The organism is Vibrio zhugei (assembly GCF_003716875.1).
Taxonomy (GTDB): domain Bacteria; phylum Pseudomonadota; class Gammaproteobacteria; order Enterobacterales; family Vibrionaceae; genus Vibrio; species Vibrio zhugei.
In genome coordinates, this window is the sequence record NZ_CP033077.1 from 350122 (window position 1) to 362618 (window position 12497).

Annotated in this window: 13 protein-coding genes; 7 read left to right on the forward strand and 6 right to left on the reverse strand. The window is 45.3% G+C overall.

The genetic code is table 11. The annotated features are described in order from the left end of the window. Positions 1 to 405 precede the first annotated feature (405 nt). A complete protein-coding gene (locus EAE30_RS01695; protein WP_123014376.1) occupies positions 406 to 909 on the reverse strand; it encodes a GNAT family N-acetyltransferase in 504 nt (167 codons plus the stop codon). A gap of 199 nt (positions 910 to 1108) precedes the next feature. On the opposite strand from EAE30_RS01695, the gene EAE30_RS01700 reads away from it, so the two are divergent. The 4 genes from EAE30_RS01700 to EAE30_RS01715 all read left to right on the forward strand — a co-directional run bounded on the left by EAE30_RS01700 (position 1109) and on the right by EAE30_RS01715 (position 6113). Next, entirely contained in the window at positions 1109 to 2308 is a 1200-nt protein-coding gene (locus tag EAE30_RS01700; RefSeq protein WP_123014377.1) for an IS4 family transposase, read from the forward strand. 391 nt (positions 2309 to 2699) lie between these two features. Further along, a complete protein-coding gene (locus tag EAE30_RS01705) occupies positions 2700 to 3596 on the forward strand; it encodes a homocysteine S-methyltransferase family protein (RefSeq protein WP_123014378.1) in 897 nt (298 codons plus the stop codon). Then, positions 3589 to 5124 carry a BCCT family transporter gene (locus EAE30_RS01710; protein ID WP_123014379.1) on the forward strand — a complete coding sequence of 512 codons (1536 nt, stop codon included), beginning with the start codon at positions 3589 to 3591 and terminating at the stop codon, positions 5122 to 5124. Before EAE30_RS01705 ends, EAE30_RS01710 begins: the two co-directional genes overlap by 8 nt. A gap of 425 nt (positions 5125 to 5549) precedes the next feature. Next, complete coding sequence (locus EAE30_RS01715) at positions 5550 to 6113, forward strand: YrbL family protein (RefSeq protein ID WP_123014380.1); 564 nt, start codon at positions 5550 to 5552, stop codon at positions 6111 to 6113. Positions 6114 to 6203: 90 nt separating this feature from the next. Here EAE30_RS01715 and EAE30_RS01720 read toward each other — a convergent pair whose 3' ends face one another. Both EAE30_RS01720 and EAE30_RS01725 read right to left on the reverse strand, forming a co-directional pair. Continuing rightward, positions 6204 to 7175 carry an acyltransferase family protein gene (locus EAE30_RS01720; RefSeq protein WP_164711766.1) on the reverse strand — a complete coding sequence of 324 codons (972 nt, stop codon included), beginning with the start codon at positions 7173 to 7175 and terminating at the stop codon, positions 6204 to 6206. A 264-nt stretch (positions 7176 to 7439) separates the two neighbouring features. Then, positions 7440 to 7640, reverse strand: coding sequence for a DUF1289 domain-containing protein (locus EAE30_RS01725; protein WP_123014382.1), 201 nt, complete (start codon positions 7638 to 7640; stop codon positions 7440 to 7442). Positions 7641 to 7781: 141 nt separating this feature from the next. On the opposite strand from EAE30_RS01725, the gene map reads away from it, so the two are divergent. Both map and EAE30_RS01735 read left to right on the forward strand, forming a co-directional pair. Then, the gene (map, locus tag EAE30_RS01730; RefSeq protein ID WP_123014383.1) at positions 7782 to 8579 is read left to right on the forward strand and encodes a type I methionyl aminopeptidase; all 798 of its coding nucleotides are present in this window, start codon (positions 7782 to 7784) and stop codon (positions 8577 to 8579) included. A 69-nt stretch (positions 8580 to 8648) separates the two neighbouring features. After that, the gene (locus EAE30_RS01735; RefSeq protein WP_123014384.1) at positions 8649 to 8924 is read left to right on the forward strand and encodes a YrhK family protein; all 276 of its coding nucleotides are present in this window, start codon (positions 8649 to 8651) and stop codon (positions 8922 to 8924) included. A 48-nt stretch (positions 8925 to 8972) separates the two neighbouring features. Here the strand turns inward: EAE30_RS01735 and EAE30_RS01740 are convergent, their stop codons facing one another. From EAE30_RS01740 to EAE30_RS01750, 3 genes are all read right to left on the reverse strand, one after another. Next, positions 8973 to 9467, reverse strand: a complete 495-nt coding sequence (locus EAE30_RS01740) for an outer membrane beta-barrel protein (RefSeq protein ID WP_123014385.1) — start codon at positions 9465 to 9467, stop codon at positions 8973 to 8975. 44 nt (positions 9468 to 9511) lie between these two features. Beyond that, entirely contained in the window at positions 9512 to 10069 is a 558-nt protein-coding gene (locus tag EAE30_RS01745) for a phosphatase PAP2 family protein (RefSeq protein ID WP_164711767.1), read from the reverse strand. A gap of 337 nt (positions 10070 to 10406) precedes the next feature. After that, a complete protein-coding gene (locus EAE30_RS01750) occupies positions 10407 to 11219 on the reverse strand; it encodes a Cof-type HAD-IIB family hydrolase (RefSeq protein ID WP_123014386.1) in 813 nt (270 codons plus the stop codon). 465 nt (positions 11220 to 11684) lie between these two features. Here EAE30_RS01750 and EAE30_RS01755 point away from each other — a divergent pair, with 465 nt between their 5' ends. After that, on the forward strand, positions 11685 to 12497 hold the full coding sequence (locus EAE30_RS01755; RefSeq protein WP_123014387.1) for a phosphate/phosphite/phosphonate ABC transporter substrate-binding protein: 813 nt from the start codon (positions 11685 to 11687) through the stop codon (positions 12495 to 12497).

Sequence of the window (12497 nt, forward strand, 5' to 3'; positions counted from 1 at the left end):
ACTGCTTGTTTCTTTGGCGAGAAGAGCGTACCACTTTCAGCAGTTGGCTTCCTCTTCTACATATTTCCATGAATGTCGCACTTATTATCTGAAATCGGGCGCAACCAATAAACTTATCGGCAGTTTTCAAGAGATAAAGACTTTCACTTGGATACACTGATTTCAACGAAGAAATACGAACTTGGCTATGAGTCCATAAAGGTAAACCATTTCTGTTACATCGTTCGACCGTTTGAGTTAGAAACATTGACGCTATTTCCCAATATTTATCACCAGCAGCTTGTACTAATTCCATTAATTCCTCTTTGAATGCTAATGTTAAGCTCAATGTTGCTCTACTATAGGCACTAAAAGCTGATAAAAACCAAAAGTGGCCGATGTAAATTCATTCATTGGCGCGTGTTGTTAGCTCACGATAGCCAAGTTAAACTCATATATACCTAATTCTTTGGCATTTGTGAGTTTTGTAAAGCCAAGTTTGCGTAAAACGGCTTCACTTCGCTTGTTCCAGCTATGAACACCAGCCCAAATATTCCCGCGGTAACCTGAGCGACTTATTTGGAAAATTAAGGACTGACATATTTCAACTGCCATACCTCTACCCCAATATTTAGGATTAACCCAATACGCTAAAGCTAAACAATTTGATTGTGGGTATAAGGTTACTTGACCTATCGTTGCCAAATCGCCCTGACGTCGGCAAGTCCAAACAAAATACGTTCCAGCATTCCAGTCTGATGCGCGGTCAGAACACCATTGCCTTGCTTCATCTAAAGTGGCTATTTTTGCCAGAGGCAGAGCTGAAGGAAATTTATCAGAACTTACCGCATCGAATAATGCGGCTCCATCATCTATACAGACCGCAGTAAAAATATACTTAGAACACGTAAATTCTTCGCAAAAATTCAAATATTACTCCTATGCCCGAATCAATGGTGCATCCGCTTTTACAAAGTACAAGTCACTTCATAACAAGAATGCCTGACGCTTACGAATCCCCTCATAATTTCTATATAAAACAATGAGTAGACGCACATCGCTCATTCTGATCTAATGAATTTCGCCAAAAACACACTTGATTCAATGAATTTAATAGGGAGCCCTAACGATGCGCGATGTTCAAATTCTACAGCAAACTCTTGAAAACCAATGCCCTGGTATTCACAAAAAACGACTTAGATCTCTTATGCTTGCAACCAGAGCGGTACTGGGCGGCTCTGATCTCACCCTCACTAAAATTGGACGAGCTCTCGACACTGATACCACGGTGAAACATGCCATCAAACGTATTGACCGATTGCTTGGTAATCGCAGTCTACATCGTGAAAAAGAGTCCATATATAAATGGCATGCGTCCCTTATTACCCGAGCCAATCCTTTTCCTGTACTACTGGTTGATTGGTCGGATGTTCGTGAGCAACTGCGCTATATGACATTGCGAGCTTCGATATCCGTTAAAGGTCGCGCCGTCACGCTTTATGAACAGGCATTTGAGTACAAAAACTACAACTCACCCAAGAGCCATCAGCACTTTCTCGATAAGCTTCAATCCTTGCTCCCCCAAGGTTGCACCCCTATCATTATCTCCGACGCTGGCTTTAGAAATACGTGGTTCAGGCAAGTCGCCAACAAAGGTTGGTTCTGGCTTGGGCGTGTACGGGGCGAAGTCTCGATTAAGTGTGGCGAGAGCGCTTGGCAATGGAATAAAGCCTTTTACCCTCAAGCGACTGATAAGCCGCTGTTTTTAGGAGAAAGCCAACTGGCTAAGCGCTCACCGCTTCAGTGCTTTGCTTACTTATACAAGAGTCATCCCAAAGGCAGAAAAGCCCATCGGCATAGTCGAACCTGTCAGAAACACTCGGCTGGAAAAGTGTTCCATAAAGGAGCGAAAGAGCCTTGGCTTCTGGTCACTAACATCCCCAACCATGTACTTAACGGCATTAAAATTACCCGTTTGTACGCCAAAAGAATGCAAATTGAAGAGTCGTTCCGAGATCTAAAAAGTCCAGCCTACGGGTTGGCGCTTCGCCATAACCGAACACGTTGCACCAAACGTATTGATATCTTGTTGCTCATGGCATTGATGGCCGAAATCATCATGTGGTGGAATGGCTTAATCGCCATGCAAGCCAAATGGCATTATGACTTCCAAGCCAACACCATCAAGCATCGCCGTGTGCTCTCCATTCCTAGACTTGGTAAGGAAGTACGTTGCCACCGAAGATACCGAATACAAGAGTCCCAATATCATTGGGCAATGGTCGAATATCAACGCCTTACGCATACCTGTGGGTTGGGGGAATTATGAGGGGATCCGCCAGTGCCTGACGTTATATGCATCCATTATCATTTCTTGTTATACATTTTTACCTAGTGCATCTTTGATTAGTATAAAAGCCCGTTCTCGTCGCTCTCCGGCTTTAGAGTCATAGAAGTATTTGACTCCGGCATCATTCGAAGAACCGAGTAAAGACGATTGTTATGTAATGAGAGGTAGAAATACGTGAGTCAATCATACTCAATCCGTTTCTATTTTCGTAGCTTATTACGTACACCACATTAATTCCCACAACACTTCAAAAATATAGCGACTATCAACATGAATTTTTTTCATGTTGATAATGAAGCATTCTCAATAGGATTTCTTACTATCTGTGGTTAAATGCTTTTATGGATGTTTAGCAGTATGGAAGTCTAAAATGACAGGTATTACAATTCTTGATGGTGGTATGGGGCGTGAGCTCAAACGCATTGGTGCGCCTTTTTCTCAACCCCTGTGGAGCGCCCAAGCACTCATTGAGTCGCCCAACCATGTGAAGCTGGCTCACCAAGGCTTTATTGACGCTGGCGCGCAAATGATCACCGTCAATAGCTATGCATGTGTGCCTTTCCATTTAGGAGAAGCGCTGTTTGCTGAGCAAGGCGCTCAGCTGGCCGAAAAAGCGGCCTGCCTCGCTCAGGAAGTGGCTTGCCACGCTGACCATCACGTATTGGTAGCTGGATCAATCCCGCCCGCTTTTGGCTCTTATCGTCCGGATCTTTTTAACGCCGAACGAGCACGCGAGATCAGTCAGACGCTATTTGATGCTCAAGACAAGCATGTTGATGTCTGGCTGGCTGAAACCATCGCGAGTTTGGCCGAGGTGGAAGTGATTGCTGAAGTATTGGCTCAAACCGATAAGCCAACGTATCTTTCTTTCACTTTGAGCGATGACACTGACCAAACGTCACGCCTTCGTTCAGGCGAGCTGGTTACCGAGGCGGTTGAGGCCGTATTACGCACTCATGCAACCGGTATCTTTTTTAATTGTTCAGTTCCCGAAGTCATTGAACAAGCGATTGCAGATGTAAATCAAGTACTTGAACGTACGGGTAAAACACTCACCATTGGTGTATTCGCCAACAGTTTCACGCCCATTCAAGCCACTCATCAAGCCAATAGCACGCTGCAAACAGTTCGCGATGTATCGCCGCAAGAATACCTAACGTTTGCGAAACGTTGGCACCAGTTAGGCGCCAGTATTATCGGTGGCTGCTGTGGCATTGAGCCGCGCCACATTCAAGCATTATCCCAATGGAGAGATAACGTTGAATAACCTCAATTTTGGACTCACCATCCCTGCGATCTTGATGGTATTGTTGGTACTGATTGTCTCGTCGCTCTTCCCCGAGCTGTCGCAAACCATGGCGGGAAATGCCATGACGTTTGTTACCACTTGGTTCGGTTGGTTAGTCCAGTTGGGGAGTTTAGCCTTAGTGTTTTTTCTCTTCTGGCTTGCGTGCTCGAAATATGGGACGATTCGCCTCGGTGATGATAAACCTGAATATTCCAACTTTTCCTATGGCGGCATGATTTTTACCGCAGGTGTGGGCGCCTCACTCATCTATTGGGGCATCGGTGAGCCCATGTATGATCTGCAATCGCCGCCTTTATTTGCATCGGCCAACAGTTATGCCGCCGCGGCTTGGTCTGTTACCTATTCGATGTTCCACTGGGGCATTACAGGCTGGGCGATTTACTGCTTTCCTGCGATTCCGTTTTCATATGCGTTTTATATCCAAAAAAAGCGCACCTTAAAACTTTCCACGCTGTGTGAACCGGTATTAGGTAAGCACCCTCTCGTGGCTAAAAGTATCGACCTGATTGCCATATTCGGCACTTTAGCGGCTTTCGCCAGTTCCTTGGCGTTAACGGTGAGTTTACTAAGCTCTGGGGTCTCTGAACTGTTTGCGGTTGAGAACAATTTGTTGCTGCAAGGCAGCATTATTTTACTGTTTGTGGTGGTGTTATTTGCCGTGATGCTGCTCGGCTTTAACAAAGGCATTAATCGCATTTCTGATTACACTGTCGTCGCCGCCATTAGCTTCGCGTTGCTCGTGCTATTTGCCACGAATACCCCCTTCATTTTAAACAACGTCACGGATTCTCTTGGGGTCATGTTGGATAACTTTTTCCGTATGTCCCTGTGGACCGACCCGGTACAGCGCAGTGGCTTTCCGCAGAGCTGGACTCAGTATTACTGGTTTTGGTACTACGCCTATCTCATCATGATGGGATTGTTTATTACCCGTATTTCCAGAGGCCGCACGATACGTGAAGTCATTTTGTATACCATTTTCATGGGGTCTTTCGGCTGCGCGTTCTTTATCTCTATTTTTGGGGGGTATGCGGTTTGGGCACAGCTCTTTGGCGGATACCCAGTACAAACTTGGATGAGCGAAGGGGGGCTGTCTTTTGCCGTGGTATCACTTATCCAAACGTTGCCAGCAAAGAACATCACTTTAACCGTGTTCTTGATCATTGAGTTCTTCTTGATGCTCACCACGATGTCGAGTGCGAGTGTGGCAACGGCCATGCTAACCACCAATCAACTGTCATTGAATGGCGATCCGGATAACCGAGTCAAACTGTTGTGGGCAGGCGCTATCGCGCTGATTAGCTTCAGCGTGTTCTTATGCGGAGGCGGCATTGATACGATCAAATCGTTGTGTGTCGTCGCTGGGCTACCGATGATGTTTGTCTATGCGATTTTGGCCAAGCAGTTGATTAAGCAGCTTTCCGGTGACCCGCTTCAAGAGAAGAACACCGAAGAATCGTTTGAATATCAACAAGTGACCCCTTAACACCTCAATAATAGACGCCCTCTTATACAGATAAGCTTCAGACCGCTGAATAAGGGGGCATCTCTTCACCTAACGCGTAGAAGATCGTCCCCTTTCCTGCCAAACCACCAGCGTATTTCACACTCAAAGCCCCCCTGTCTTAGGTGCAATCTCAATAAACCCAAGGGAAAATCGCAACCGATTGAAATCGTTTTAAAAGTAAGCTGTTTCACAAAAAGCTTAAGAAATGCTTAAGAAAAGCTTCACTTTACTGTCTTATTTTCGTTACAATAGGCAAGTGATGGGATACTGCGTTAGTAGTATATTCGCATCGTCAGCACATCACATAAAGGCTTAGTGAAGAGAACAACTCAGCGCAAGCATACCTCCGTTGTTCAAAGACTCCTTCACCAATATTACTCAATGATAACTATACAGTGGCATTTATGTACGTAACGCTTAGTGAAAAATTATACCTGGCAGAAGGCAGTTGTCGCACCGTGTATCAACACCCAAGTGCGGATAATTTATGCATTAAGGTCAATCATAATCCAGATAAAGACCGTAATATTACCGAAATCGTCTTCTTTAAAAACCATCGTAAGCAACCGTTGGATTTCATTTCGCATTACGAAGGCACGATTGATACGAACTTAGGTAAAGGGGTTGTCACCGAAATCGTCAAAGATCATGATGGCTCTGTGTCAAAAAGCCTCGAAGACTATATTCGAGATGGGGTGCTATCCATTGAACAAGCGCTTGCTTATGTAATGGATCTTCAAAAGCAAGTGCTGACGTACGGTGTGTTACTCCATGATGATGGCATCCAAAATATTCTGATGCGTAAAGAAGTGGACGGCAGTTTAACGCCAGTCTTGATTGATGGTTTTGGCCCACGTGATATGAGCTTGAAAGCCATCACCCGCATGCTGTTGCGCCCGTTAGCCAAACATAAGAGCAAACAAGTCGTCAAAGGCATGATGAAACGCACCACCATGATGGAAGGCTAATCTCGGCTCATTCTGTTATATCCATTTGTGGTACATGAATACATGACATCGACATCCCTATCATTGGATCAGGAATGTCGATGTTTTGGTTTATGACCGCGCCTTTATTGCCCCACCATTAAGAACTCGATACGCGGGTCGACACATTGTTTTTAATCCAATCGCAAATCCCGTCACCACAATAAACGTAAGCAACGCAATCATAATGTCGCTATCCATATCGTGTACCGCTAAGGCCTTGCCAATGACGTACATAAAAATCGGATGACAGGTATAAATCATCAATGAGTAATCACGCCCCACTTTGGCAACCGGGTTGTCTTTCGCATTGAGTTTGATGGCAACGAGCAGCAATGCGATACAGAACGGGATGACGAAGATAGGAAACTGACGCAACATGATGTCACGCGTATGGTCGCCATCAAGCCAATACGGCAGAAGATAGATACCCGCTAAACTGAGTAAGGCCACCCCACTCGTTAACGGTAATGAGATGGACTCGACCTTCACTTGGCTCAAACGATAGCCAAAGAATAAACAAGGCAGAGAAATCATATGACGAACCCAGTTTTCATGCTCGGTGATCGAGGGGTAGAGATCCACAATAAAATAGCCGCCGACAATCAGCGCACTGAGCACAAGCATACTTTGGTGACTTAAACGATGGTGAAGCAGATAAAACGTCACTAAACCAAAAATTAACGAGGACAAATACCATAAGTGGAACGACATGCCTGACATGATGATCGTATCCGAGGTCACTCGTGCCGCAATATGCTCAAGACTGAAGTCATGCTTAAAGTATGAATATGGGATATAGATGAGCGAGGTAATGACAAAGATTTTAGCGATTTTTACCGCATGTTGCGGCATACGAGCTTCTAACTGTTTGACACCAATGAAATACCCGGTCGACATGAAGAAAAAAGGCACCGCCCAGCGACCGGTCAAACGAATCACTTCACCATAGAACGACGAGAGATCGCGATACAAGCCAACATGCAACGTGATGACAAAAAAGGCCGCAACGGCTTTTAGACTATCTAAAGTATATAAACGCATAATCATCAACACAGTTAATGGATATTAAGGAGTGATACTCTCCCACCCATCTTTACTCTATCGTACTGACGCGTTCTGCGCGAATGCTGGCCGCCAGCAGCAGCACGATTGGTCACCCTGCAAATGACGGCCTCACCGAACGCTTACATCAGTCTGTTGATAGCTTTACCTGTTACTGACGTATCACTCATAAATGAGCCTGTTACCAAAAAATAATGAGACTTTCTAACCAATATTAGACAGTGTAAAAATCACGCAAAAATATCATGGCTTGTTATTATCGGGGCGGCTCTGTTGCTGTGAACGCTGCTGGCAAAGCGCCAAAATCTCAGCGCGCTGCGTATCATCGGCATGATTCCACATCAAGATTTCAGACAATGTCCGCCAACACCCAATACAGATATCGTCATCATTTAAACAGCAATGGCGACAACACGGTAATTCGATCCTTGCTGACTGACGCATAACGCCTCCTTGATACCCCTACAAAAAGTGCAGTTAACTGCACTGATATTAGGTTAAATGTAAGAAAAATCACTACACTTTGCTGTGAAATGATTTTACACTAAAATCATCAGTGATTATCACGTCAAAGAAGGGTGATGCATGAACGGCCGAGCACCAACTCCGATAAAGACCCCTTACGAAATTGACATTATGCGACGAAATGGTCGCTTACTCGCCACGGTATTTACCATGTTAGATACTTGGATCACCCCAGGTGTCTCCACTCTTTGGCTCAATCAACAAGTGGACGAGTACATTCGTGATACCTTACAGGCGATTCCCGCATCGTTAGGCGCTTACGGGTATCCGTTCAGTATCAATGTGTCACCGAATCACGTGGCGTGTCATGGTATGCCCTGCGAGCACACCCACATTACCGACACTGACATCGTCAACATTGATATTACGCTTAAAAAAGACGATTTCATCGTCGATTCCAGCAAAATGTATGTCATGCCGCAAGCACCGCGCTCCTCACAAACGCTCGTTGATACGGCCTATCACGCAATGTGGCAAGGCATTCAACAAATCGCGCCAGGAGCACACAGCGGGGATTTAGGCTACGCGATTCACCAGTATGCAATGCAGCAAGGTTGCAGTGTCGTACGGGAGTTTTGTGGTCACGGCGTGGGTAAACAATTGCATGAGCCTCCACAAATTTTATCGGTCGGATTACCAAAACATGGGGTTGTGTTACAAGAAGGAATGGTATTCACCGTTGAGCCCATCATCAATCAGGGCAACGCTCAAGTTCGTACGCTTGAGGATGGCTGGACTGTCGTGACGCAAGACCATCAACTTTCGGCACAGTTTGAACACACTGTATTAGTGACCGACACTGGTTTTGAAGTCTTAACCCTGCGCGATAATGAGACGGTGCCCACATTCGTTTCTTAATTCGCCTGCGCCGCTGTATCCCGCTCCCTTATTTATGTTAGTGTAAATAATCAAAACAAGGAGCGGCGAATGCAAGATAAAACCAACTCTTATGAGATTGATCTAGGACGTGAACATATTATTATTCAACAACGTTACCAAGCGCTGGGCGCGTTAAACGATTTGTTGATTGCCATTTGGTTCTTAATCGGCTCTTTTTTCTTTTTAAATTCCCAACTAGAAGCCAGTGGTACTTGGTTGTTTATTGTCGGCAGTGCTCAGCTTATCATCAAACCTTTCCTCAAACTCAGTGGCTTAGTTCACGTTGCGCGTGTGCGTAAAAAGGCCCCCAAATGGCAACCTTAACTGGGTGCCTTATTCGTTAAAACTAATAAACTCGTTCGAGTCACGAACCTAGAATAGGCTAATGCTCGCGGTGGCATTGAGCATCGATACGCTGTCATTGCCTATTTTATAGTTCGAATATTCAAGGCCAAGAGAAATCGGCCCCATGAACGAGTAATTCGCCCCGATCCCCCAAAAGCTATCGAGATCATCATCGTCTTCTATCCGCGTGTCATCGAAACCTTCGCGAACCCAAGACTGGACTCCCCCTTTGGCGTATAGCTCTAACGGACCAAAATCCACATGCGGTTTTATCGCACCATAGACCGAATCCAATTCCACATGCCCGCCTTCGAGTTTATAGCGGCCAAAGTCGGCATAGCCGCCCTCAATACCAATCCAAGGAATAATGTTAGTACCGAGGTAAAAGGTATGCGCCAATGCATTTTCATGTTTATATTCAGACACACCAGCACTGGCACCACCATAAAACCAAGAATCCGCCATGGTAGGAAATGATAACGCTCCTAAACTGAGGGCTAACACATACAATCGAGCTTTCATTAAACTGTCTCCTTGTCACATCATTTTCGACTCGAAATCGACGATTAAAATTTCATTGAAGCATATACCCCAAACTGCTCATCGCTGATCACAGGGGTAATGGCTAAATTCTGCACACTGACGCCTTGTTCGGTAATCAGGTATTGAATCGTTGTGGCTAATGCAGCGCCTGCGACGACATCTCGCCAATAGTGGTAGTTATTGTCGACGCGTGAGTAACCGACTAAGCCGGTTAACATATAAGCGGGCACGCCGTAACGCCAACCGTAGCGAAATTGCAGAAAAGCCGCGCCTTGTGCCGCACCTGACGTGTGGGCCGATGGCATGCTGTAATCATGCCCGTTGGGGCGTGTTGCGTTAATTTCCACTTTTAACACGTGCGTCGTCACTGAAGTCCATAATGCGCCCTCCACCAATTGGCCAAGCCCTTCTCCATCCAACTTACCTGCCGCAATAAAGCCAGCTCCGACCGGAATGGCCCATTGTAACGTGTCGCCAACTTGATAGAGCGTTTCACTTTCTGCGTAGGCCGCGGTTCCTGACATCCATGCCCAAAGACTGACAATTCCAATGACACTTCGACGTAAACGGTGTTTCACCATGCTCCCCCTTATGACTCATTATTCGTAGCCGACTGCGCAGTGCGACCAGCTATGAACGTTAACCATTACGTATTAGAACTCGTTAAAACAACGGGTTAGTAATGCAGATATGATCATAAGAAGCATATGCCATTCATTGGCAGGCAACCGAGTAATTCACCGATAAAATGCATAAAATTGATGTAGATAACACTTTGTGAAATACATTGCACAAAAAAGCACGGTGGGCGAAACAACAATAAAGACATGGAAGTCACCAACCGATAAAAAAATACCACCCTTGTGGATGGTATCGTTACGGCCGCTGAGCGCGACTTCCTCGTCATTGACGACAATCTCAAACGAACGGAGGTTCTTTTTGTAATACGCGTTCAATCACATTTTGCGCCCCAGATTCATCATTCGATTCGGTACTGAAGCGGCTCACGGATTTCACTGTGTCGTTGGCATTACTCATGGCAACCGAGTACCCAACCAGTTCCAGCATTTCTTTGTCATTCAAGCTGTCCCCAATGGCCACACAATCTTGGGGAGAAATCCCCATTTCATCCAACACTTTTTGCAATCCATTGGCTTTGTGTAAACCCGGAATAATCAAATCAATGAATCCGAAACCACTGGTTACCGTATGAACCACCTCACCTAATTGCTCAGCCAGTTCAACCACTAATATCTCAGCATGTTCCACCGTGGTTTTGATGGAAAATTTAAAAATCACATCCTCCACCTCACGAACATTGTGAACGCGCTCTAACCGTTGATAGTGCTCCTTGGCAATTTCAGCAAACTCGGCGGAAATGCGCGGCGACATATAAGCACTATTGAGGCCACATGCCACATACTCGATTGACGGGTCGTCATCTAATAAATCGTAGACTTTCGTGAGTGCATCCTGGCTCATTTCACCATGAAATAATTCCCGACCATGGAGATAAATTAGTGCACCGTTCTCGGCGACGTAAGAAATGTCATCACGAATCTCGGGAAAGTGACTGGCTAACTGATAATATTGATTACCACTGGCAACAATGAACTCAATGCCTTGTTCGGTTAACCTCTGATATAAATCACGAAAGCGCTCTCGATCATAATCATGATGCGAATTTAGAAACGTTCCGTCCATGTCGACAGCAATCGCTTTAACTGACATGCAATGTACTCCTTTCAATCTCTACTTGCGTCGTTTTGCCTTGCACAAAGCCGACAGAGTGACCACTCTAGCGGGTCATACCGCATTGTTCTCGATGTTAGGCTACCATGAACCTTGTCACAATCGTGATTTGGCTGACGCTTCTGTGATCCTTTTTACAGACTTGCCCTCAAGCCCGTTATTGTTCCACTAAAGTCTAGCGGTAACGTTCAGTGAATCTCATGATTTTGTGTGAACCGGGTTCAAGCCCCTAGGTTTTTGCAACTTTATCAAGCGCGCTTGCTGATTTTTACTACACTGAAATAACAAAACTGTAATTTAGTACCGGCTCTAAAGTTTATGAAAAAATGAGCGTAACCTTGATGATGTCACGAGCCAAATGCTCAAACTGCATTATGCTTACTGTTGTTCCCTAACTGTTATTCACATAGTAACCGTATTTTTTCAGCCTGATGGGAGAGCTAAATGAAACAGACGTTGTGCGTTGTGTGCCTAACACTCATTCTGTGTCGTTATGGATGGGCTCAACCGATTACCTTTGGTATCGTACCACAACACTCGGCTGTCGAATTAGCACATAAATGGGCTCCGGTTCTTCATTCACTCTCGTCCATGACATCACTCGACATCCAATTTCGTACAGCGAAAGATGTCCCCACGTTTGAACAGTATTTATTGTTGGGGGATTATGACATTGCCTTTATGACGCCGTTTCAATATATCAATCTGCCGAAAAAGACGCAGTACGAGGCCTTTGTAAAAGCCTCAGATTCCCCCATCAATGGACTCATTGTGGTCAATAAAAACAGTGACATTCAGACGCTCACGGATTTAAAATACATGACACTTGCTTTTCGTTCTTCAGAGCTCTCCGCGTCAACGTGGATCACCCAACAAGAGCTCAAGGCGGCTGGCATCAAGGTTTATTCACGCTACGTATCTTCCGATGAATCCGTCTATCTCAATGTCAACAAGGGCTTTTACCCTGCCGGCGCTGGCATACAAGCCACATGGGAATCGTCATCAGAGCAACTCAAAGAAAATTTACGTGTTTTGTGGACCAGTCGAGACTACCCAACGTACGTTTTTGCTCATAATACTCGGTTATCAACGGATACCGTGACTGAAATTCAAAAGGCGTTATTGCAATTGTCTGATACTGTCGAAGGCCTCAATCAGTTAACCACATTAGGACTGTCGCCTTTGGTCTCCGCACAACATGGGGATTGGGACTCGATTCGTACTCTGTCGTCAACTAACTTGCCTGGAATTCAATAA